The sequence below is a fragment of the Pseudobutyrivibrio sp. ACV-2 genome (genome assembly GCF_900107545.1).
Lineage (GTDB): Bacteria > Bacillota > Clostridia > Lachnospirales > Lachnospiraceae > Pseudobutyrivibrio.
Window position 1 is genome coordinate 122,361 of the sequence record NZ_FNQZ01000002.1, and the last position, 22,891, is coordinate 145,251.

Genomic DNA, 22,891 nt, shown 5'->3' on the forward strand with positions numbered 1-22,891 from the left:
TAGGCATATAAACCTACATCCTCTACAATCTAGCTAAATATAATCAACTATAATTTTGATAAGTACTTTTCATAGTCGCCTTCCGGTATCCCCAGCGACTCCATTGCTTGTTCTGCAGTAACTTTAAAACTACGCATGATGTTTTTAACGGACTCCAAACGTTCTTTCTCTACTCCTTGTGTTATTCCTTTTTCTATCCCTTTTTCCTCACCAAGGAGCTCTCTATAATCACCATAGCTTTCATAAGCTTCTTCACTAGTCATTATTGCTAACATATATTCTTCGACCTCCTTTCTATGTTCGGAGAGGTATTTAGATAGTTTTCCCTTCTCGATGCATATTTTAATTGTCGCACGCACAGCTGCCTCTTTATCTTTATTATACACTCTAAGCTGCTCTTTTAAAATAGTACAAAAGGCCAGATATTCTCCTATAATATCGTCACGTTCTTCATCTGCATATATTACTTTAGCTTTTACATCTATTGCACTGTCAGCATCAAAAAACTCCTCCTTAAGCGACAACACATCTGGATTATCCCCCTTAGATCCAGCGTATATTACATAAAGTTCTGCTTCAGGTAATTTCAGAGCCTCCCCACCATAAAGTTTTGCTTTCAGTATCTTACTACTGTAAACATAGTTCTGATAGGACTTTGCCAGATACAAAAATAGTCTGAATATAATATTTGAACTCCATGTACTCTGAGCCTCTACTAATGTAATAAGCTTTCCATTAACTATAAAGCCCAGGTCATTATAGATATCATTTGTAAAAACATTCTCTATTGATATAACGTCCAGACCACTTTCATCTGTGGCAGTATCTTCAGGGTGCAACGCTCTATATAGTTGCAACAGATACTCCTTACTCTCATCACCAAACATATGGGTAAATAAGCTATCCTTTACTTTCATTTTTACCATTGCCTTTTATTACTCCTATAGCTTCTTATTTCCTTGGATATATAAAACTTATTCATCTAAGTATCTTGACCTTTAGTGAGTAATGTAATATATTATCCATTGGATAACATACATTATACATATCCATTGGTTACTTTTCAATATGGGAGTCAAATATGAACGATAATATTATTTCTCAAAGAATTACCGCTGCACGAGAAAACCTTGGCATTTCCAAAGCAGAAGCTTCTCGAAGATTGAACTTATCAAAAATAGGATACTGCAGATATGAGTATGGTGATCGCACCCCATCACCACAAACACTTGAAGTCATAGCACAATGCTTTGGCACTTCTGTAGAATATCTCACAGGAGAGACAGACGACATTGAGCCTACTAAGCTTGTAATTGATAAAACTACAAATCCAGAACTATTTGAATTACTAAAAGTATGCTCAACCTATGATAATGCTACTGTTAAACGTATTGCCATATATGCATCTGCGCTGATGAAAAATGATTAAAAAAAATTCATAAAAACAAATAGCCTGAGGCATCATGCCCCAGGCCAATTAATTATTTTATTTTACTAAGCCCATAATTTGGCTCTATATTTATACTTTATTCCGCTTCCTCATCCATCTCAAAAAGATTTACAATCTTTGTAAGTGACTCAATTGCTTTTTCTGTATCGCCTACTTTGTCATTTACGTCTCCAGTGCCGTTTACGATTCCGGAAGTTTTTTCTGCGATGTCATATACGCCATGAGCTGATTCGCCTACTGTAGCATTGATGTGCTCAAGAGTTATAGAAATACTTTCTATTGAACCTGAAAGTTCCTCAACACCAGCAGAAATAGAGCTCATGCTATCCTGGAATATTTCTGCATCAGAATAGTATTGTTCTGATACTTTTCCAAAATCTTCATAGTCTCCTAATACTGTCTCCTCAAGGAAGTTTGTTGTGTCCTCAAGGCATGAAGACATTTGGTAAACAGCATTGTTAACCTCACCTACGATTTCATCAATATTTCCAACGGCTTCGCTTGTCTGTTTTGCCAGGTTACTGATTTCTGAAGCAACTACTGCAAAGCCCTTTCCGGCATCACCTGCACGAGCCGCTTCGATAGAAGCATTAAGTGCCAACAATGATGTCTGTGACGAAATCTGCATAATAGTGTTGGTCAGCTCATTAATCTTTTCTACAGCCTTTGCATTTTCGATAGCCTCGTCTGTCTGCTTTCTTACATTCTCGTAAGTTTCTTTTGTCCTGTCTGTTGCCTGCTTTGTGCTGGCTTTAAGATCCTTGGCTCTACCCATGATATCCTTTGAAAGATTAGCTCCCTCCAATGCCATACCATCGATATTTTTAGCTTCATCTTTGATAAGCGAAACATTATTGCTGATTTCGGCTGTTGCAGCTGATGTTTCTTCCATTGATGCAGCAAGCTCTTCAGTTGTAGCAGAATTGTCTGCACACATAGAGTTTACTTCATCTGCAGTTCCCTTTAGTGTAATTACATTTCCGTTAATTCTATCTTCGGTACTTGTGATATCTGTAACCATTTCTCTTAAGGCATTGCGCATCACTCGTACAGAATTTGCAATCATACCGATTTCATCTTTACGCTTTGTTAAAGCTGTGCCCGTCTTGCTGGTCTTGAAATTAAAATGAGCTGTATTGTTTATGATATCAACAATATCCTTTAATGGACGCAACATACCATTAATCACCAGATAGAAAATAATCATGTACACTAGCAATACAATTAACACAGAAATATTGATTATTTTGCTGAGATTTGATACGGGCTTCATAATCAAATCATAATCACCAGTAATAATTACGATATTTCCTCCACCTGTAAAGGCATAACCTGCATATTTCTGGGAGCCTTTGTACTCATAAATTATGGAACCACTGCCTATATCTTCAGCTGTCTCACCAGCCTGAAGACGTGCAACAATGCTTTTTACAGCATCATTTTCAACAGGTTGAGCTATTTTTTCTATTGAAGGATGGTAAATCATAATACCTTCATTGCTGACATAATAAGCATAAGAGCCTTCTACACCTTCAATTTGAATTCCACCTAAAGGTCTGTCGAAAGTCTCAAAGGTAGACTGTGTATTCTCTGCTGGATTTGCCATCAATTCTGAATATAGATATCTTTCGATAGTAGGGCCTGACAGATCGTTGTATCCCTCTAAAGTGATATATCTTCCTGTAGAATCCATAGTGGAATCTACTGTACTTGCAGCAACTTCCGCCAGATTTTGTGTATAGTTACGATAGGTATTATTAAGGGTATCCTTAGAAAACCTAATAGCTATCCCACCTACCGCGATCATCGCCAAAATAAAAACAATATCAAATACTACGACAATTTTAAATGCCATAGAATTAACAAAAGAGACGTTGTCATTCTTGTTTCTCATTCTAATACCTCTCTAGAAAAACACTATCCCATGAAACGTCCCTATAATAACATGTATTTAATTATATATAAATAGCTTAATTGTATTGTTCACAATTTAATAACATTTAACCTACAAATTTCATTTTTTCGTTATATAAATTGTCAATCTCGCATAAAGATGTCCCTTGTGTACACTTTATTACAAACATCATCCAATATTGCATCGTATCTATTTGCTATAATGCTATCGCTCATTTCCTTAAACTTTTGTAAATCATTTACAACCAAACTTCCAAAGAATGTATCTCCATCTTTTAACGTTGGCTCATAAATGATAACTGTAGCCCCCTTTGCTTTTACTCGTTTCATAACACCCTGAATTGAACTTTGACGGAAATTATCAGAGTTTGATTTCATAGTCAGTCTGTACACACCTACGGTAACCTGCTTTTCCTTTTCAGCGTTCCAGGTATTTCCTTCGGAATATCCATAATAGCCGGCTTTTTTCAGCACTCGATCCGCAATAAAATCTTTACGGGTTCTGTTGCTTTCCACAATAGCTGTCATCATATCCTGCGGAACATCCTTATAGTTTGCGAGGAGCTGCTTAGTATCCTTTGGCAGACAATAGCCACCGTAACCAAATGAAGGATTGTTATAGTGAGAACCGATTCTAGGATCAAGACAAACACCTTCAATAATCTGTTTCGTATCAAGTCCCTTCATCTCGGCATAAGTATCAAGCTCATTAAAGTATGAAACTCTAAGAGCCAGATATGTGTTGGCAAAAAGTTTAACCGCTTCTGCTTCAGTGAAGCCCATATACAGTGTATCTATGTCTTCCTTTAGAGCTCCTTCCTGAAGAAGACCTGCAAAAGTATGAGCTGCAGCAACCAGCCTCTCATCATCCATATCTGTTCCCACGATGATTCTTGAAGGGTAAAGATTGTCATATAACGCTTTGCTCTCTCTTAAGAACTCCGGGCTAAACATGATATTTTTAGTGTTGAATTTTTCCCTGATTGATTTGGTATAGCCTACTGGGATGGTAGATTTGATAACCATAATCGCATTTGGATTGTATTTCAAGACCAACTCAATAACTGCCTCAACTGCAGATGTATCAAAATGCTGAGTCTGCGAATCATAGTTGGTAGGCGCTGCTATAACTACAAACTCTGCACCCTCATATGCTTCCTTCGCATCTAATGTGGCTACCAAATTAAGTTCTTTTTCCTTAAGATACTTTTCTATGTAATCATCCTGAATTGGAGATATTTTATTGTTAATTTTCTCAACTTTTTCAGGAATAACATCCACAGCATGAACTTCATGATGCTGTGACAAAAGTGTGGCTATAGAAAGTCCTACATATCCAGTACCTGCTACTGCAATTTTCATTATTTTCTCCCATCTGTGTTTTCACACTAAAAGATTAATCATCTGCCATGGCGCCTCTGTCAGGGCAACCAAGTGACAACCATTTTAAATAGGCATTCATAAATGGAGTAAGCTTTCCATCAAGAACTGCATCTGCATTTCCTGATTCCTCTCCTGTACGCAAGTCCTTTACCATGGTGTATGGCTGAAGGACATAGGAACGAATTTGATTGCCCCATCCGATTTCAGAAACCTCGCCACGTATTCCACTGGCCTTTGCAGCGTTTTCTTCCTGTTTCAAAAGCAAAAGCTTTGTTTTCAACATCTGCATCGCTTTGTCCTTGTTTTGGAATTGGCTTCGCTCATTTTGACAAGTTACTACGATACCTGTGGGGAAATGTGTAATACGAATGGCCGAGCTTGTTTTATTGATGTGCTGACCTCCGGCTCCTGATGATCGGTACGTATCAATACGGATATCCTCATCACGGATTTCAACATCCACATCTTCCTCTATATCTGGCATAATATCACAGCTGGCAAATGAAGTCTGTCGCTTTCCCTGCGCGTTGAATGGGGAAATACGAACCAGGCGGTGGATACCTTTTTCTGATTTCAAATAACCGTAGGCATTCTCGCCATTTACCTGGAATGTAACTGACTTTATTCCAGCTTCGTCACCTTCCTGATAGTCAAGCTCATCCACAGCAAATCCCATGTCAGATGCCCATCTTCCATACATACGATAAAGCATCTGTACCCAATCGCAGGCCTCTACACCACCTGCTCCGGAATGTAGTGTAACTATGGCATTATCGGCATCATATTCTCCTGAAAGTAAAGTCTTCATGCGAAGACTTTCCAAATCATTTTCAAATTCTTCTATGAGAAGAGCCACTGTATCAACAATTTCCTGGTCCTCTTCCTCATTGCCAAGCTCGATGTAATCTTCTATTTCTTTGTATAAATCATCCAGCTTATCTATGACAGCTACGTCGTCCTTCATAGATTTCAGTTCTTTCATTTTGGCTGTAGATGTAGTAGCATCCGTCCAAAAATCAGGAGCTTCCATTTCACGCTCTAACTCTTCTATGCGAGCCTTTTTAGCTGCGACGTCAAAGTGAATCCCTCACTTCCGTCATAGAATTTTTTTGCGAACTAAGTCGCTGTTTGAACTGGTCTAGTTCTATCACGAAATCACCTCTTTTCAAATAGTGCAATTATGTTCTAATCTAGGTTGTTGGCTCGCCTGTTACGGTATCAATACTGACACTTGCTACACTTCGCTTAGAACGCTCCGTTTAAGCAAGCGCCTGCATTGATACCTACAGGCTATTTAAACTTTGTGTAATTGTTCCGCCGAATACGGTCTTTTACAGCGTAAAATTACTTTCCTAAAACTTCCAACGCTTTTTGGATTTGGTTGTCCAGGTCTACGCTGTAAGTGGCGTCTTCACCGCCTAGGAACTGATATTCAAGCTCTACGTCAGGTTTAATTCCTGTGCCGTGGATGCATTCACCGCTTGGTGTGTAATAGGTTTGAGTTGTAAGCTTCATTGCTGAGCCATCTGAAAGTGGAATAGTAGATTGTACGATACCCTTTCCAAATGTCTGAGTGCCTATTATTGTACCATATTTGAAATCTCTAACAGCTCCTGTGAAAATTTCCGCAGCTGATGCAGTGTTTCCATTTACAAGAACAACTGATGGAATAGACTTGCTGTGGGCGGCATCAGATGTAAAATCCTCTCTATGCCCAGCTTTATCCATCGTGTACACAACAGTTCCTTCTGGAAGAATATAGTCAAGCATCTCCACTACTGAATCCACAAGACCGCCACCATTATTTCTCATATCAAACACCACTGATGTCATGCCCTGGCCTTCAAGGTCCTCATAGGCAGCCTTGAAATCGTCAAAGGTGTGATCTGTAAATTGAGAAACTTCTATGTAGCCTACATTACCTGCCAACATTTGATATTCAACAGTTGGTGTAGCAATGGATGCTCTTTTGCATTTTATGTTTAATTCTTTACCATCTCTGGCAATAACAAGAGTTACCTCTGTTCCCTCTTCACCACGGATACGCTGTACAAAGGCATCCAGTTTTTCCTCGGTTGAAAGATGTCCATCTGCAGATACTATAATATCATTAGCCATTAATCCAGCTGTCTCCGCAGGTGTGCCTTTGTATACCTTTGTGATAGACACAAGACCTGTTTCCATATTCTTCTGAAGAAGGGCACCGATTCCACTGTAGTTTCCTGTGAGAGATGCCATCAAATCTTTAAACTCTTCTGCTGTGTAATATTCTGAATATGGATCATTAAGACCTTCCACTACACCTTTATAGATTCCATTAACCAGATTTTCAGCATCTACATCCTGGTAATAGTAGTTTTCAATTACAGAAAGAATAGTCCCCAATTTTGATTCTGAAGCATTACCTTCCTGAATTGAATTAAGCACATCTGACGCCTGTTCATTGGCTTTCACTGGCATTCCAGCACTTAAACCAAACACAAGTACAAGTGCAGAAATAACACCACCAAGTACTATCCCTGAAATACCTGCTAAAACCACCGGCCATTTTTTCATCTTAGGTGCTTTATTTGTCCCTGTTTCATTTACAGTTTCATAGTAATATGTGTATTCTGGTTCTTTGTTTTCATTCATTGGATTACCTCCTAAAAAAATAAGTGCCTCAGGTTTACTAAGGCACTAAAATCTACACTCTCAAATGTTTGTGTAGTGTCACTCTAGACCCTACCCAACCAATTCCAATACCAAGAATAAGTGAGATTGGAACCAGTGTCCTAAAAATAGTTTCAACAGGTATAAATGATACCATATTGCTCAAGAAACTGAATTCCGAGCTTGCGTAAGCAATAACCTTCTCGTATATCAAATACAGAAGTAATAGTGGAATAACTGAACCAATAAGTCCAATGAAAATACCTTCCACAACGAATGGAGCTCTGACAAATGCATCCTTCGCACCTATGAGCTTCATAATGGCAATCTCTTCTCTACGAACTGAAATACCAACCATAACGGTATTGCTGATAAGGAATACCGAAACAGCAAGAAGGATTATAACAATAGCAAGTGACACAATTGTGATGGCTTTGTTAATATCAGTTAAAGTTTTGGCTGCAACCTCTGATTGGTTTACCTGACGAACGCCATCTAAATCCTCAAGGAAAGACACAAGTGTAGGCTGCATAGCAACGTCATTCAAGTAAATCTCATAGTTTGCTGAATTGGCAAGAGGATTGTCCTCTGCAAAACCTGCTGCAGCATCTTCATTGCCATGGAAATATTCCTTCTGGTAATCTTCCCATGCCTGCTCTGCAGATACGAAATTGACACTTTTTACTTCTGCACGCTTCTTTACCTCTGTTCCAATTTCCTCGATGCGCTGTTCAGTGATGCCTTCATCAAAGAATACTGTTACAGCAACTCCTTCCTCAGCAGTCTTTACCATGGACTGGAAATTGGTGCCCAGTGAATAAAAAATACCAAACAAGAAAATACATGCTGTCATGGTGGCTATTGATGCAAGGGAGAACATTTTATTTCTCCATACATTTTTTAATCCCTGTCCGATGTTGTAGATATGGGTACTAATCTTCAAAGTCGTCACCTCCAACATCGCTGACTACCACGCCTTTTTTGATGGTGATAACTCGCTTATTCATAGCTCTGACGATTTCCATGTTGTGAGTAACTACAACAACTGTAGTGCCTCTCTGGTTAATCTCGTCAAGCAGCTTCATAATTTCCCATGTATTATCGCTGTCAAGGTTTCCAGTAGGCTCGTCCGCCAAAATGATTTTTGGCTCGTTTACAAGAGCACGGGCGATAGCCACACGCTGCTGCTCACCACCAGAAAGCTGACTAGGCTTTGATTTGTATTTAGCTGCAAGTCCTACGAGTGACAGCATAGTAGGAACTTTCTTTTTAATCTCACGATTTGGAGATTCTACAACCTTCATAGCGAATGCTACATTTTCATAAACATTTCTATCAGGTAAAAGACGGAAATTCTGGAAGACAACTCCTACGTTTCTACGATAGGTAGGAATCTTTTTATGGGTAACCTTCTTTAAATCCTGACCATTGATATAAATCTTTCCTTTGGTAGGCTCTAACTCCTTTAATAATAATCTGATAAGAGTGGACTTACCAGAGCCGCTGTCGCCCACTACAAAAACAAATTCACCTGGATCAATGTGAATAGTGACATCTTCAAGTGCTGGCTTGCCAGCCTCGTAAGACTTACTAACATGATCTAATCTTATCAATTTAATACCTCTTTCTAGTTAAAACTCCCTTAGAACTTTTCACTCTCCATATACTTCATATATTTTACAACCATAAGAGCAATTTTGAAAGTGATTGCATCCTCAAAAACTCTAAGATCTAGACCGGTACTCTTTTCAAGCTTGTCAAGTCTGTACACAAGTGTGTTTCTGTGGATGTAAAGCTGACGAGATGTTTCGGAAACATTCAGGCTGTTTTCAAAGAACTTGCTGATGGTCACAAGTGTTTCCTCATCAAAATCGTCTGGAGATCTATTTTCAAAAATTTCTGAAATAAACATTTTACAAAGTGGAATTGGAAGCTGATATATCAGACGACCTATTCCGAGCTGTGAGTATGCAATGACATTTTGGTCGTTGAAGAAAATCTTACCAACGTCCATTGCCATAGATGCTTCTTTGTATGAACGTGAAACCTCTTTGATTTCACCTACAACAGTACCATATGATACTCTAACCTTTTTGTTTTCTTTGTCATGGAAAGCATCAATGATAACTGCGGCAATCTTATCGATTTCATTATTTGTATCATTCTCGCCAAGTTCTTTAACAACGATAATATTGTGTTCATCAACAGCTGTGACAAAATCTTTATTCTTTCCTCCAAATACGGAACGAACTCGGTCCAACTCATCTCCATCCTTGTTAGGACTCACTTCTACTATCATTACTACACGACGTGCAGCGATATCCACATGCAGCTTCTTAGAGCGATTGTAGATATCCACAAGAAGAAGGTTGTCTAATAGAAGATTCTTGATAAAGTTATCCTTATCAAAACGTTCCTTGTATGCAATCATCAATTCCTGAATCTGGAACGCAGCAATTTTACCAACTGTTGATGCTTCTTCATTATCACCAAGGGCGAGAACTACAAACTCCAACTGTTGGTCGTCAAAAACTTTAAAAAACTGGCAGCCTAAAGCCACTTGGCTCTCTGCCTCTGATGCAGCAAAAACAGCTACGGCGTCTGTAAATTGTGCAGTATCTGAAAAGGTTGACGCACACATAACCCCGTCGGAATCCATAACAGCCAAGTCAACCTTTGTGAGCTGATGTAATCCTTCTAGTGTATTTTGCATAATTTGATTCGAAATCATATCGAATACCTCCCGCTCCTCTATGCAATATCAACAATGAAAATAGTTCTATTTCATAGATTTTAACATAACCTAACGTCATTTTAATATAAATAGCCAAAAATTGAAATAGCAAACTTATATTTTATTATGCAAATTTACAAGTATTATAGCAAAAACATTATTGTGTAATTTTAACATTCTAATATACAATTTTAGATATAATCTGACAATACGCAGAATTTTGTAGATTGTTTATTCACTTTATCTGTCAAGAAATTTTCGTAAAATCACATGTTTTGGTAATTTGGAACAAAATGCTCGTTTTTCAAAAATGTGGATAACTTTTCTTCTGTATTCACAATTATAGTGGATAAAGTGGATAAGTGGTTAACAAGTCTGAAAATTCGTGAAGATTGTGTGAACTATTGTTGATAAGATTTCACATTTACACACAATTATTAATTATATGTATTTTTAATAATCTGAGGCTTTGTGCACATTTATGAATTTTTATCCTTTATGATACGAAATTATTATCAGACTTTTTCGCGAATATTATATACAAAAGGCATCCCACTAATGGGATGCCCTACTATTTCATATCTTAGAATATTCTTCTGATAGCCAGGATATTTTTGTAATTAACATTTGAGTATGTGATACCCGTTCTCTTGTTAGAAGCATGGAGAAGTGTACCATTACCTGCATAAATACCAACATGACCTGAGTAGCATACAATATCACCTGGCTGCATATCGTCATATGATACTCCATATCCGACGCTACGCATAGCGCTTGATGAATGTGGAAGGCTGACACCATATGCTGAATATACGCTCATTACGAAACCAGAACAGTCTGTACCGTTCGTAAGTGATGATCCACCGTATACGTATGGGTTACCAACGAACTGCGAACCGTAATTAACAACTGCGCTACCACCTGCACCTGATGGTGAAGAGTAGCTCTTACCTGAGCCTGATGATGACTTAGAAGACTTAGAAGATGATGACTTGCTGTTTGAAGCTGAAGCCACTGCCTTCTTTGCTGCTTCCTGAGCTGCAAGTCTTTCTGCTTCTTCTCTGGCTAAACGAGCTTCTTCTGCTGCCTTTGATTCAGCAACTGTGAAATCTGTAGAAAGGCTAACATAATCGGTGCTGACATAACCTTCACCGTCATTACTTGTAACCTTTACCCAACCATCGCTGGCTGTAGATTCATCGACAACTACAAGATCGTCTCCCATAGGAAGAAGTTCGATAACTGATGATTCTGTAGTAGCAGACTCTCTAACCTTAAGAGTAGTAGTGGTGACTGTAGCCATACGTCTTGAGACCTTTTTAGCCAATTCCTCGTCGTTCTGTACTACGTATTCGCTCTTAACATAGCCTGTTACATCACCAGATGTAATCTTAAGCCATGTACCATCTGCTGCATCAACTGTCTCTGAGACTGTAGCGGCAGAATTGTTATAGAGCTTACCAACGTATTCGCTATCGGCTGATGCCTCTGAACGAATGTATACATAATTATCAACCTGAGCAATAGCTATATTTTCATATGGATTAGCCTCTGACGAAGCAACTGCCTCAGCATCATTAGCCGCAAGCTGTGTCTCAGCTGCAATGACTGTGGCATTGGCTAACATATCATTAACCGACCCTACTGAACCAGCGAATGCTGTGTAGCTTTTAGTATCTAAAACTCCTGTGGTGCTGGATAAAGCACTAACACCAGATGTAACACTAGCTGCATCCGAGCTAAGTGATACTGCAGAAACTACGACGCAAGCGGCAAGTGTATAGCTAACAGCTCTTGTCCAATTAATTTTCATTCTGTAATAAATCCTCCAAATATGTTACAACTTTGTTACAACTTTTAACATTATATAGTCTAAATCTTTTCCTGTCAAGTCTTTAAAAATCCCCGTAAACTCAACAAAATTGCCAACTGAGTATTTGTAACAATCGATAAATAATTTACTTTTGTAAATATCTATCGACTGATGTTATAGCATTTGCTCCATCAGCAGTGGCTGTAATAACCTGTCTAAGCTGCTTTGTACGAACATCACCTGCTGCAAATATACCAGGAATAGACGTCTCACAATTTTCCCCTGCAATAATATATCCCGCTTCATCCTGCTTAGGGAGTCCAGCGATTCCATTTACATTTGGAACATTACCAACAGCAATAAACACACCATCTAACCCAATTGTCTTTTCAGTGCCGTCATTCTTATTTTTGATAAGAATAGACTCAACCTTTTCAGTACCATTTATAGCCTCAACAGTACTGTCAAATACAATCTGAATCTTATCAGAAGCTTTTACCTGCTCCTGTAAAATAACAGCCCCTCTAAATTCATCCCTACGATGAATGAGATAAACCTTTTCACAAAATCTGGCAAGATAAAGAGCATCCTCAAGGGCTACGTCTCCACCGCCGACAACTGCAACGACCTTATCCTTGAAAAAGGCTCCATCACAGGTGGCGCAATAAGAAACGCCTACGCCAGAAAGCTCATCCTCACCAGGACAACCGAGACTTCTATTTGAAGCACCTGTTGCAAGGATAATGGCTTTACCTTCGAAATTTCCTTTTTTGGTGACAAGCTCCTTGGTAGCACCTTTGTCAACAATAGAGGTAACCTTTCCTCTGGCAAACTCCACCCCAAGCTTATCGCAGTGGGCTCTCAAGGACTGTGCCAATTCCTCTCCTGATACGCCAGGCATTCCAGGATAATTGTCTATTTCATAGGTGCTAAGTATCTGTCCGCCAGTGATTGAGCTGGAGTCTAGGACAAGTAGGTTCATGCCTGCTCGCTTGCCGTAAATGGCCGCAGCAAGGCCTGCAGGACCTGCCCCTACAACAATAACGTCATAAATCATAATATTCCCCCGGCTTAATTATTTAGTGGCGATAGCCTCTGCCTCTAATAATACATCCTTAGGGATTCTGGCAACTTCGATGCACGAACGTGCTGGAAATGGCTCTGGAAAATATTTTGCATATACTTCATTAATAGCGGCAAAATCTTCCATGTTCTTGATGAACACTGTTGTCTTAACAACATTAGCCATAGATGTGCCTGCAGCCTCTAAAAGAGCTGTCATACTCTTGAAAACTCTGTCAGCCTGTGCTGCAGCGCCTTCAGGAATAACTCCTGTAGCAGGATCAACTGGAATAATTCCAGATGTGTACACCATACCGTTTACTTCGATGGCCTGTGAATATGGGCCGATTGCAGCTGGCGCATTTTCAGTAGAAATTACGTTCTTCATAGCATTAATCCTCCGCTTTTTATGTCTCCCATTAGTACTTAATTCGCTTGTATGCCAAGGTTCTGGCCTGCTTATTGCACCGGTAAGCCTTAGTTTTTCTCTCGCCTGTTACGCTCACAAACTATATATCTCTACACTCGGCTTAGAATGCCTCGCTTAAGAGATATATAGTTTGTTAGCTACAGGCTATTTGGACTTGGTTTATACAAGCCTATTAAAAATTACGTGAGTATATTATAACTGAAAACGTTTAATTACGCACGACGAATTTTGCCGTCGGTTAATGTAATTTTACGCTCTTTGTAGAGACGGCCTATAGCGCGCTTGAAGGCTGCTTTCGAAAGGCCTGTCTCACGCTTGATTACTTCTGGTGATGCTTTTTCTGTAAATGGCAGTACGCCTGCGTAGCTATCTATCAAATCAAGAAGGGCTTCTGCATCATCCTCCATCTGAACATATGCCTTGTCACGGATGGTAACGTCGCATTTACCATCTTCCTTGATGCCTGTGACACGAACCATAATTACGTCACCGATGCGGTATTTTGAAACATCTTCATGTCTAGGAATCATTGCTGAATATTTATCCTCAAGGGCTACGAATGTACCGAAATCATGACCAAATTCATAGATACGAGCCTCTATCTCATCACCCACCTGATAAGGTGGCTTTTTAGATAATAAATCATATATGCCCTTCATGCTGGCACAAAGGCGCTCACTTTTATCGATATAGACTCTGACGATTATTTCGTCACCCTCTGATGGCTGGCGTGTCATTTCCTTAAAAGGAAGGAATAAATCCTTTTCAAGACCCCAATCCATAAAGGCGCCCACTTTATTTACCTGGCTTACTGTAAGGACACCGTATTGGCCCAAAGTAAGCTTTGGTGTGGTAGTGGTGGCTATGAGCCTGTCCTTTGAATCCTTGTATACAAAAACCGATACCTCATCACCAATTTTGGTATTTTCTGGCACCTGCTTTTTTGGAAGAAGGACCTTATCTGCACCATCTGTAAGATAAACTCCAAATTCCACCTTTTTTTCTATTTTGAGATTCTGTATTTCTCCTAATTTCATTATTTGTACTCCACTATTGTATAAACTTCATCGTCCTTTTTCAGAACAACCTGATATCCATGTCCTAATTCTACCAAATACACGTCTAATTCATCAAACAGTAGGGCAGCCTTCTTATAATTTACAAAAATTGATGAAAATTCCTGAGATGGTAAAAATCTTCTAGTCACATCGATATAAAAAGAATTATTCATGTGACCGTTTGTGTCAATGTGATTTTCATTGACTGTAAATGTACCTACCTTAGTTCCCTCTCCATTATATTTGAGCTTGCTTCGAGTAAATTCAAATACAGGTCGATCAGTATCCTCCGGATAAGCTGCTGCAATTTCTTCTGTGATTCTGGCTGGGCGAAGATGCTCCAAATCCATAAGCACCCAAAGTGAATCCGCATAGACTAAAAGCTCGCCTTCAGCCGACTCTATGGTGTAGATACGTCTGGCCATCATCCCCTTTACCTGATACGGATATGTGGTGATGGTGATATTTTCCATATAAGTAGGCATTCTGTTTATGTGAATCTCGTAGGTGGTTACAAACCAGCCTCGCATACGAGGTGCCAAATATCTGACTCCCACTCCCACATCATCGGAATGAAAACAGCTACAGTCCTGCATGAAATTTACAAGGGCGTAGTATGTAAGATTAAGATTAGAGTCTACCTGACTGTATGTAACTCTGGCATTGTATTTGTACATTTTAATTACCTCACATAAAACAAAAAGACCTAAGCGATTCGCTTAGGTCTTGAAGCTGGCCCACAAGGATTCGAACCTTGAAATGACGGAGTCAGAGTCCGTTGCCTTACCATTTGGCGATGGGCCATTATCTTACGGCTTGCTGTGTTTTGTTTGCTTTGCCGTGTCAACGAATGCTATTATAGGGCATGATTTTAAAAAGTGCAAGTACTTTTTTAAAATTTTTTTATTTTTTTTTAGAATGTTAATAGCCGACCGTCAAGAATGTCGTATTTTACAGGTTTTTCCCAGATTATTTTTGCTGAACCAGCAGTCTTATCTGCGATAATTTTTTCAAAGCCTTCCATATCCTCAGATGGAATCACTGAATTAATTTCTACATCTGCCGCAAACTGAGTATTTAAAATTGGAAAATTATTTTCTCTAAGAACGTATTCTATTTTCCCATAGCCATTATAGTCTGTAGAGATGGTACAAGGGCATCCAATTTTTGGCTCTAAAAGCTTGCACTCCTTTAATCCTTCCTGAACAGCCTTCTGGTATGCTCTGACAAGTCCACCTGTCCCAAGCAACACTCCACCAAAATATCTGGTAACAACCACTACACAGTTGTGGATGTTTTCTTTTAAAAGCACATCAAGCATAGGCCTGCCGGCAGTCTGGGCAGGCTCGCCATCATCATTGCATCTGGTTACCTCATTATTGTCTCCGATTACAAATGCAGAGCAATTATGTCTTGCATCCCAGAATTCCTTTTTCTTGGCATTTATGAAATTAACTGCTTCCTCCTCGGAAGTGATTGGGGCAACGTGAGCAATGAATCTGGATTTCTTTTCCTCGATTTCTCCTACTCCGCCCTCGTAAACGATTTTAAAAGTCTTTTTTTCCATAAGGTTTATTATAATTGATAATTTTGCTATAATGAAGCCTAAATTGGAGGTTAATATGAATTACGGAAAAGAAAATGCGGCTAAGCAATCTGCCCGGCTTTCTCGACGCAGAAAACGAAAGCGTCATTCGGCTGGTTTGGCTATCATCCGAATCACGTTGCTTTGCGTCATATCTGTAGTAGTAGCCGGCTGCATTGTTGCTTACCTCTATGCAAGGAATCTTATCGACCAGCTTCCAGACGTATCCACCATAGATATCTCACCTACCGGATACATGAGCACGGTCTATGATTCCGACGGAAAAGAAATTGAGACTCTTGCCTCAACAGGTGCAAATAGAACCTATGTAAAGCTTGCACAGATACCGGAAGATTTGCAGCACGCCTTTGTTGCCATCGAGGATTCCCGTTTCTATGAACACAACGGAATTGATCCTCAAGGTATCATCAGAGCTGGTGTAACCGGAGTTCTAAACGGATTCCATTTTTCACAGGGTGCCAGTACGCTTACACAACAGTTACTAAAAAATAATTACTTTACCACCTGGACATCCGAGCACACCAAGATGGACAGCATCAACCGAAAGATTCAGGAACAATACCTTGCTGTACAGCTTGAAAAAATTGTTTCAAAGGATACCATTCTTGAGAACTATCTTAACAGTATCAACTTAGGACAGAACACTCTCGGTGTTGAAGCTGCGGCACAAAGATACTTCAACAAATCAGTTTCGGATTTGACCCTATCTGAAAGTGCTGTTATAGCAGGAATCACCCAAAACCCTTCCCGCTACAACCCAATTACACATCCAGAGGATAACGCTAAACGTCGTAAAAAAGTCCTTGGCGATATGCTAGACCAGGGATTCATCACAAAGAGCGCTTACGAGGATGCCCTTTCTGATGACGTTTATGATAGGATTCAGGTATTAAACACCGAGCTATCCACATCTTCTACTTCTTATTTTGTAGATGCTCTTACAGATGAAATAGTTGAAGATCTAGAAAATAAGCTTGGCTATTCCGAATCAGAGGCATACGCACTCCTCTATTCAGGCGGTTTGTCCATTTATTCTACTCAGGATTCAAATATCCAGTCTATAGTAGAGGAAGAAATAAATGACTCAGCAAATTATAACGATTTAGCAAAGGTTTCATTCTCATATCGACTCACAGTCAATAAAGCCGATGGAACCACTAAAAACTATTCCGACATAACAATGCTTTCTTATTACCAGTCAAGCGACAAGAGCTATAATCTTGAGTTTGACAATCAGGAAGCTGCCGATGCAGCCATCGAAGCCTACAAGGAGGCTGTTATGGATGAGGGCGATGAAGTAGGCGGCGAATCCGTTACCTACACCTTACAGCCTCAGGCTGCAATGACCATCATGAACCAATCCACCGGAGAGGTAGTTGCTATGGTCGGTGGACGTGGCGATAAAACAGCTGCCAAGACCCTTAACAGAGCTACAGGCATTAAACGTCAGCCTGGTTCTACTTTTAAGGTAATCGCTTGTTATGCTGCTGCCCTTGATGCCGGCGGCATGACACTGGCTTCAGTTGAAAACGATATGCCAACCACCTACCGTGATGGCACATCACTTAAGAATTACAACAATCAATACCTGGGATGGACCAACATCCGAACAGCCATAACAAACTCTATCAACGTTGTAACAGTTGAGGTTATGGGCGACATAGGTACAAGCCTTGGTTTTGAATACGCAAAGGATTTGGGTATCACAACACTTACTGATGGCGATAACAACCAGGCTCTTGCCTTAGGTGGTATCACAGACGGTGTTACAAATCTTGACCTGACTGCTGCATATGCAACTATCGCAAATGGCGGTGAATACAACAAACCAATCTTCTATACCACAATAGTAGATCATCAGGGTAATATTCTTCTAGATAATAGAGAAAATACTCCTACAAGGGTTTTAAAGGAAACTTCTGCATGGCTTCTTACAAGCGCAATGCAGGATGTTATGACTTCCGGAACAGGTAAGCCAGCCAACTTTGAAGGCATGACTGTAGCCGGCAAATCCGGTACTACAACGAAAAATAAAGATACAGTCTTTGCAGGCTACACTCCATATTACACAGGCGTTATTTGGGGCGGTTTTGACGATAATACGCCACAAAGCTACACAGCCTACTCTAAAGCAATATGGAAATCAGTAATGAGCCGAATCCATGAAGGTCTGGAGAACAAAAGCTTCCCACAGCCTTCTGGCATAGTTACAGCAACAGTATGTAAGAAATCAGGAAAGCTGGCAGTAGCAGGTGTTTGTGACCACGACCCTAGAGGTTCACAGGTTTACACAGAATATTTCGAAGAGGGCACAGAGCCTACAGAATACTGTGACAAGCACTACCTTGGAAATGTATGTACAGAATCTCATATGTTTGCCAATTCAGAATGTCCACATTATGGTGGCGTATTTATCATAGGAGCCGCCGCAGGCACCAGTGATGCACCATTCGGCGTAGATTCTGGTACATTTGGTCAATATTGTCCTATCCACGGAGGTGAGCCACTTCCTAACTCTGGAAGCTTCGGAGGAAGCTCTGGTGGAAATGTTAGCGGAGGCAATGATATAACTATCGTTGAAAACCCAGACTCTTCTCCAGGTACTGACACTGGCGGAGATATTAAAATCGAAGTTGTTGGCGGTGAATAAAGCCCCATAGAAAAAGGACTAGCTATCAATCGAATAGCTAGTCCTATTATTTTACGTTTTATACTTCGAAAATCATGTCTCCGTAGCTTGGCATTGGCCATGAATCTTTGTCAACAATCATTTCAAGGGCATCTATTGGAGCGCGAAGCTCTTCCATAGCCTTGACTACTTCATCATGGTAGAAGTTGGCCTTTTCGCAGCTAGAAGCCTTCATTGTGTAAGCCTGTTCGTTGATAGTTCTAAGGCGAACAAGCGCATCCTTTGACTCACGAAGATAATTAGAAAGCTTAATCAAAAGCTCCTTCTGTGTGCTTACATCCGCCTCAGGGCATGCATCTGAGATAGTGCCGATAGAAAGTCCAAGCTCTGTTGCATAGCTGATTACAGCTGGAATAAACTGCTTAGAAGCCATATCTATCATTGTACGTGCTTCGATGTTGATTGACTTGATGTACTGCTCGTATTCGATTTCGGCACGAGACTCAAGCTCTACCTTTGAGAATACACCAAACTTTTCAAACATTGAAACTGTAGCATCTGTTGTAAGCGCAGGAATAGCCTCTACAAGTGAATTAATAGTAGGAAGGCCTCTCTTGCCTGCCTCCTCAATCCACTCTGCACCATAACCATTTCCGTTGAATACTATACGCTGATGATCTGTAGCAAGCTTCTTAATCATATTGTGAACAGCTGCATCAAAATCCTCAGCCTTTTCAAGTTCATCACATGCCTCGCAGAGTGCTTCAGCCATGATTGTGTTAAGTACTACATTAGGCTCACCTACTGAATCCTGAGAACCTGGCATTCTGAACTCGAATTTGTTTCCTGTGAAAGCAAAAGGTGATGTACGGTTACGGTCTGTGGCATCCTTTCTGAAATCAGGAAGAGTCTTAACACCTGTAGCAAGCTTTTCACCCTTCTTTGATTTAGTAGCCATACCAGTGGAAATAAGCTGTGTGAGTACGTCCTCAAGCTGCTCACCAAGATATACTGAAATGATGACTGGAGGTGCCTCATTTCCGCCTAAACGGTGATCATTTCCTACATCTGATGCCGACTCACGAAGGAGGTCTGCATGACGGTCTACAGCCTTAAGAACAAGGCAAAGGATAAGCAGGAACTGGATGTTCTCATGTGGGGACTTGCCTGGCTCAAAAAGATTGATGCCATCATCTGTTACAAGGGACCAGTTGTCGTGCTTACCTGAACCGTTTACTCCGTTGAATGGTTTTTCATGAAGAAGACACTGTAAACCGTGACGGTTAGCCACCTTTCTAAGTGTCTCCATAATAATCTGATTGTGATCAACAGCAACGTTGCACTGTGCATAAATAGGTGCAAGCTCGTGCTGAGCTGGAGCAACCTCGTTGTGCTGAGTCTTAGATGAAACACCAAGCTTCCAAAGCTCGATATTTACATCTCTCATATATGCCTCAATACGCTCAGGAATCGTACCGAAATAATGGTCATCCATTTCCTGTCCCTTTGGAGGCATAGCGCCAAAGAGAGTACGTCCTGTATACATTAAATCTTTGCGTGCAAGGTACATTTCACGATCGATAAGGAAGTATTCCTGCTCTGCACCAACTGATGGGATTACACGCTTTGATGTAGTATTACCAAATAATCTGAGAAGTCTGATAGCCTGCTCAGAAACAACTTCCATAGAACGAAGAAGTGGTGTCTTCTGATCAAGGGCTTCACCTGTGTATGAGCAGAAGGCTGTAGGAATGCAAAGTGTAGCACCTGCTGCATCCTGTCTTACAAAGGCAGGGGATGTAGGGTCCCATGCTGTGTAGCCTCTAGCCTCGAATGTGGCTCTAAGACCGCCTGAAGGGAATGATGATGCATCTGGCTCACCCTTAATCAATTCCTTACCAGAAAAGCTCATTAGAACCTTTCCAGAAGGCAGTGGTGCTGAAATAAATGAATCATGCTTTTCTGCTGTGATTCCTGTAAGTGGTTGGAACCAGTGTGTGTAGTGTGTTGCACCCTTCTCAATAGCCCATTCCTTCATCTCATGAGCAATAACATCTGCAGTCTCTAAATCAAGTTCTTTGCCTTCAGAGATGGTCTGCTTGAGCTTCTGATAAGTCTTCTTTGGCAAGCGTTCCTGCATAACCGTGTCATTAAATACGTTCTCACCAAAGATGTCTGCCACATTGAAATATTCTTCCATTAATATGTATCCTTTCACTTTAAATAAATTGTAACTATACAGCTACATAATAGAAAAGACAATCAGCAATAAAGCTATGCCGATTGTCTTTTCCAAAGCCCTTGTAGGAGCTATTGTATTTTATTAGTTAGCCTTACCTACTGAACCGAATAATTCCATCTTCTCTTTTACTGTAGCCTTGATAGCATCTGTACCAGGAGCAAGAAGCTTACGTGGGTCAAATCCCTTACCCTCAAGGTCCTTACCAGCCTCGATGTACTTACGTGTAGCATCAGCGAATGAAAGCTGGCACTCTGTGTTAACGTTGATCTTTGAAACACCAAGTTCAATAGCCTTCTTGATCATGTCAGCTGGGATACCTGTACCACCGTGAAGTACGAGTGGCATAGCACCTGTCTTCTGCTGAATAGCATCAAGAGTCTCAAATGAAAGTCCCTGCCAGTTCTCTGGGTACTTTCCGTGGATGTTACCGATACCTGCTGCAAGCATATCTACGCCAAGGTCAGCGATTGTCTTGCACTCTTCTGGATCAGCGCACTCGCCCATACCTACAACACCATCTTCTTCACCACCGATTGAACCAACTTCACACTCGATTGAAAGGCCAAGACCGTGAGCAACGTTAACAAGCTCTGTAGACTTTGCAAGGTTCTCCTCGAATGGATAGTGTGATCCATCAAACATGATAGATGTGAAACCAGCCTTAATACACTTGTAGCATCCTTCGTATGTACCGTGATCAAGGTGAAGTGCTACAGGAACTGTGATTCCGAGCTCCTCATCCATAGCCTTAACCATAGCTGCAACAGTACCGAAGCCTGTCATGTACTTTCCAGCACCCTCAGATACACCAAGGATTACAGGAGAGTTAAGCTCCTGAGCTGTAAGAAGAATGGCCTTTGTCCACTCAAGGTTGTTAATGTTGAACTGACCAACTGCATAGTGACCAGCCTTTGCCTTATCAAGCATTTCTTTTGCAGAAACTAACATAATTATTCCTCCATATATTCGTATTTAGGTCAAAACCCTATCTAAACGAGATTTTAGCATAAGCTAAATCTCTATTCAATAGCTATTTCCAGGGCGTTGTTCTCATCAGATATGAGCACTGTATCATGGTTCCCGCCAAATTCACCATCTAAAGTCCAAGGAACCTGTTCGTTGCAGGTGAACTTTATCTCCTTTGTCTGGAATGCATAAACCATATCTGAGTCTGGAATAAGCCCTGACATAAAGCCAAGTATTTCATTTAATTCGATTGGATTACGAGGCATTTTGATGAGGGTGACCTCAAACACTCCATCGTTTAATCCTATATCTCCACGAATAATCCCCTGGAAGCCACCAACTGATTTGGAATTGGTAATCATACCAAAGATGAATTCATCATAGACAACATTTCCTTCGTATTCCACCTGCATTCTGAAGGATGGAATATCTCGCAATTGCTTTGCACCCTCGATGATGTAAGCTGCATGTCCAAGAACATTTTTTAAGTCCTGAGGTGTAGCATAAGAAACCTCTGTAAAAATACCAAATGCAGCTACGTAAACAAATGAGTCTGAGTTAAACCTTCCGATATCACAAGGAAATAGATGCTCAGAAACACTAATACGTGCTGCATTCAACATGTTCTTATCTATACCTAGAGAATTACCGAAATCGTTTGTGGAGCCTGCTGGAATGTATCCTATTGGCTTACGTTTTTCCTTTGGAAGCTGCATCATACCTGTGACAACCTCGTCCAGGGTGCCGTCGCCTCCTGAGCATACGATTCTGTCGTAATTCTCTGCCTGTTCAATTGTTTTAACTGTAGCGTCGCCACCAGCCTGTGTAATATGAACACTGACTTGATAGCCTGCCTTAATCATGATGTCTAAGATGTCAGCCAGATGTACTTTTATTTGTCCTTTTCCCGAACGGGGATTAGCTATAAATAATAATCTTTTTGACATTGTAA

19 protein-coding genes and 1 tRNA gene are annotated in these 22,891 nt (G+C 40.4%); 2 read left to right on the top strand and 18 right to left on the bottom strand.

What is annotated here, in order from left to right:
* Positions 1 to 47 precede the first annotated feature (47 nt).
* Complete coding sequence (locus tag BLV53_RS03255) at positions 48 to 926, bottom strand: RpnC/YadD family protein (protein WP_090297016.1); 879 nt, start codon at positions 924 to 926, stop codon at positions 48 to 50.
* A gap of 155 nt (positions 927 to 1,081) precedes the next feature.
* Between BLV53_RS03255 and BLV53_RS03260 the strand changes: the two genes are divergently transcribed.
* On the top strand, positions 1,082 to 1,429 hold the full coding sequence (locus tag BLV53_RS03260) for a helix-turn-helix domain-containing protein (protein ID WP_090297018.1): 348 nt from the start codon (positions 1,082 to 1,084) through the stop codon (positions 1,427 to 1,429).
* Between the two features lie 97 nt (positions 1,430 to 1,526).
* On the opposite strand, the gene BLV53_RS03265 is transcribed toward BLV53_RS03260, so the two are convergent.
* The 14 genes from BLV53_RS03265 to BLV53_RS03330 form a co-directional block, all read right to left on the bottom strand.
* A complete protein-coding gene (locus tag BLV53_RS03265) occupies positions 1,527 to 3,344 on the bottom strand; it encodes a methyl-accepting chemotaxis protein (protein ID WP_090297022.1) in 1,818 nt (605 codons plus the stop codon).
* 143 nt (positions 3,345 to 3,487) lie between these two features.
* Complete coding sequence (locus tag BLV53_RS03270) at positions 3,488 to 4,726, bottom strand: nucleotide sugar dehydrogenase (protein ID WP_090297025.1); 1,239 nt, start codon at positions 4,724 to 4,726, stop codon at positions 3,488 to 3,490.
* Between the two features lie 34 nt (positions 4,727 to 4,760).
* A protein-coding gene (gene prfB / locus BLV53_RS03275) for a peptide chain release factor 2 (RefSeq protein WP_139298921.1) occupies positions 4,761 to 5,898 on the bottom strand; the annotation gives its coding sequence in 2 pieces (ribosomal slippage) (positions 4,761 to 5,822 and positions 5,824 to 5,898; 1,137 coding nt in all).
* Positions 5,899 to 6,091: 193 nt separating this feature from the next.
* Entirely contained in the window at positions 6,092 to 7,381 is a 1,290-nt protein-coding gene (locus tag BLV53_RS03280; RefSeq protein WP_090297030.1) for a S41 family peptidase, read from the bottom strand.
* 52 nt (positions 7,382 to 7,433) lie between these two features.
* On the bottom strand, positions 7,434 to 8,342 hold the full coding sequence (gene ftsX / locus BLV53_RS03285) for a permease-like cell division protein FtsX (RefSeq protein ID WP_090297033.1): 909 nt from the start codon (positions 8,340 to 8,342) through the stop codon (positions 7,434 to 7,436).
* Positions 8,332 to 9,012 carry a cell division ATP-binding protein FtsE gene (gene ftsE / locus BLV53_RS03290; RefSeq protein ID WP_090297036.1) on the bottom strand — a complete coding sequence of 227 codons (681 nt, stop codon included), beginning with the start codon at positions 9,010 to 9,012 and terminating at the stop codon, positions 8,332 to 8,334. Before ftsE ends, ftsX begins: the two co-directional genes overlap by 11 nt.
* Positions 9,013 to 9,041: 29 nt before the next feature.
* Positions 9,042 to 10,130 carry a PucR family transcriptional regulator gene (locus tag BLV53_RS03295; protein ID WP_090297039.1) on the bottom strand — a complete coding sequence of 363 codons (1,089 nt, stop codon included), beginning with the start codon at positions 10,128 to 10,130 and terminating at the stop codon, positions 9,042 to 9,044.
* Positions 10,131 to 10,716: 586 nt separating this feature from the next.
* On the bottom strand, positions 10,717 to 11,946 hold the full coding sequence (locus BLV53_RS03300; RefSeq protein WP_090297041.1) for a C40 family peptidase: 1,230 nt from the start codon (positions 11,944 to 11,946) through the stop codon (positions 10,717 to 10,719).
* A 145-nt stretch (positions 11,947 to 12,091) separates the two neighbouring features.
* Positions 12,092 to 13,003 carry a thioredoxin-disulfide reductase gene (trxB, locus tag BLV53_RS03305; protein ID WP_090297044.1) on the bottom strand — a complete coding sequence of 304 codons (912 nt, stop codon included), beginning with the start codon at positions 13,001 to 13,003 and terminating at the stop codon, positions 12,092 to 12,094.
* An 18-nt stretch (positions 13,004 to 13,021) separates the two neighbouring features.
* A complete protein-coding gene (locus BLV53_RS03310; protein WP_090297047.1) occupies positions 13,022 to 13,396 on the bottom strand; it encodes a RidA family protein in 375 nt (124 codons plus the stop codon).
* Positions 13,397 to 13,650: 254 nt separating this feature from the next.
* Positions 13,651 to 14,475 (bottom strand): CvfB family protein, encoded by an 825-nt coding sequence (locus BLV53_RS03315; RefSeq protein WP_090297050.1) that lies wholly within the window; start codon positions 14,473 to 14,475, stop codon positions 13,651 to 13,653.
* Positions 14,475 to 15,173 carry an acyl-[acyl-carrier-protein] thioesterase gene (locus BLV53_RS03320; RefSeq protein WP_090297054.1) on the bottom strand — a complete coding sequence of 233 codons (699 nt, stop codon included), beginning with the start codon at positions 15,171 to 15,173 and terminating at the stop codon, positions 14,475 to 14,477. The genes BLV53_RS03315 and BLV53_RS03320 overlap by 1 nt, the downstream gene beginning before the upstream one ends.
* A gap of 55 nt (positions 15,174 to 15,228) precedes the next feature.
* Positions 15,229 to 15,300: transfer RNA gene (locus BLV53_RS03325), tRNA-Gln, on the bottom strand.
* Between the two features lie 109 nt (positions 15,301 to 15,409).
* Entirely contained in the window at positions 15,410 to 16,063 is a 654-nt protein-coding gene (locus tag BLV53_RS03330; protein ID WP_090297057.1) for a YigZ family protein, read from the bottom strand.
* A gap of 55 nt (positions 16,064 to 16,118) precedes the next feature.
* Between BLV53_RS03330 and BLV53_RS03335 the strand changes: the two genes are divergently transcribed.
* A complete protein-coding gene (locus tag BLV53_RS03335) occupies positions 16,119 to 18,752 on the top strand; it encodes a transglycosylase domain-containing protein (protein ID WP_090297060.1) in 2,634 nt (877 codons plus the stop codon).
* Positions 18,753 to 18,810: 58 nt separating this feature from the next.
* Here the strand turns inward: BLV53_RS03335 and BLV53_RS03340 are convergent, their stop codons facing one another.
* The 3 genes from BLV53_RS03340 to BLV53_RS03350 form a co-directional block, all read right to left on the bottom strand.
* On the bottom strand, positions 18,811 to 20,931 hold the full coding sequence (locus BLV53_RS03340) for a glutamine synthetase III family protein (protein ID WP_090297062.1): 2,121 nt from the start codon (positions 20,929 to 20,931) through the stop codon (positions 18,811 to 18,813).
* A 123-nt stretch (positions 20,932 to 21,054) separates the two neighbouring features.
* On the bottom strand, positions 21,055 to 21,921 hold the full coding sequence (fba, locus tag BLV53_RS03345; protein ID WP_090297066.1) for a class II fructose-1,6-bisphosphate aldolase: 867 nt from the start codon (positions 21,919 to 21,921) through the stop codon (positions 21,055 to 21,057).
* A gap of 71 nt (positions 21,922 to 21,992) precedes the next feature.
* Positions 21,993 to 22,886, bottom strand: a complete 894-nt coding sequence (locus BLV53_RS03350) for a diacylglycerol/lipid kinase family protein (protein ID WP_090297069.1) — start codon at positions 22,884 to 22,886, stop codon at positions 21,993 to 21,995.
* Positions 22,887 to 22,891 lie beyond the last annotated feature (5 nt).

Excerpts from the sequence above, each read along its gene's own strand:
- BLV53_RS03255 (WP_090297016.1), bottom strand. The coding sequence starts at position 926 with ATGGTAAAAATGAAAGTAAAGGATAGCTTATTTACCCATATGTTTGGT.
- BLV53_RS03260 (WP_090297018.1), top strand. The coding sequence starts at position 1,082 with ATGAACGATAATATTATTTCTCAAAGAATTACCGCTGCACGAGAAAAC.
- BLV53_RS03265 (WP_090297022.1), bottom strand. The coding sequence starts at position 3,344 with ATGAGAAACAAGAATGACAACGTCTCTTTTGTTAATTCTATGGCATTT.
- BLV53_RS03270 (WP_090297025.1), bottom strand. The coding sequence starts at position 4,726 with ATGAAAATTGCAGTAGCAGGTACTGGATATGTAGGACTTTCTATAGCC.
- BLV53_RS03280 (WP_090297030.1), bottom strand. The coding sequence starts at position 7,381 with ATGAATGAAAACAAAGAACCAGAATACACATATTACTATGAAACTGTA.
- BLV53_RS03295 (WP_090297039.1), bottom strand. The coding sequence starts at position 10,130 with ATGATTTCGAATCAAATTATGCAAAATACACTAGAAGGATTACATCAG.
- BLV53_RS03300 (WP_090297041.1), bottom strand. The coding sequence starts at position 11,946 with ATGAAAATTAATTGGACAAGAGCTGTTAGCTATACACTTGCCGCTTGC.
- trxB (WP_090297044.1), bottom strand. The coding sequence starts at position 13,003 with ATGATTTATGACGTTATTGTTGTAGGGGCAGGTCCTGCAGGCCTTGCT.
- BLV53_RS03310 (WP_090297047.1), bottom strand. The coding sequence starts at position 13,396 with ATGAAGAACGTAATTTCTACTGAAAATGCGCCAGCTGCAATCGGCCCA.
- BLV53_RS03315 (WP_090297050.1), bottom strand. The coding sequence starts at position 14,475 with ATGAAATTAGGAGAAATACAGAATCTCAAAATAGAAAAAAAGGTGGAA.
- BLV53_RS03320 (WP_090297054.1), bottom strand. The coding sequence starts at position 15,173 with ATGTACAAATACAATGCCAGAGTTACATACAGTCAGGTAGACTCTAAT.
- BLV53_RS03330 (WP_090297057.1), bottom strand. The coding sequence starts at position 16,063 with ATGGAAAAAAAGACTTTTAAAATCGTTTACGAGGGCGGAGTAGGAGAA.
- BLV53_RS03335 (WP_090297060.1), top strand. The coding sequence starts at position 16,119 with ATGAATTACGGAAAAGAAAATGCGGCTAAGCAATCTGCCCGGCTTTCT.
- BLV53_RS03340 (WP_090297062.1), bottom strand. The coding sequence starts at position 20,931 with ATGGAAGAATATTTCAATGTGGCAGACATCTTTGGTGAGAACGTATTT.
- fba (WP_090297066.1), bottom strand. The coding sequence starts at position 21,921 with ATGTTAGTTTCTGCAAAAGAAATGCTTGATAAGGCAAAGGCTGGTCAC.
- BLV53_RS03350 (WP_090297069.1), bottom strand. The coding sequence starts at position 22,886 with ATGTCAAAAAGATTATTATTTATAGCTAATCCCCGTTCGGGAAAAGGA.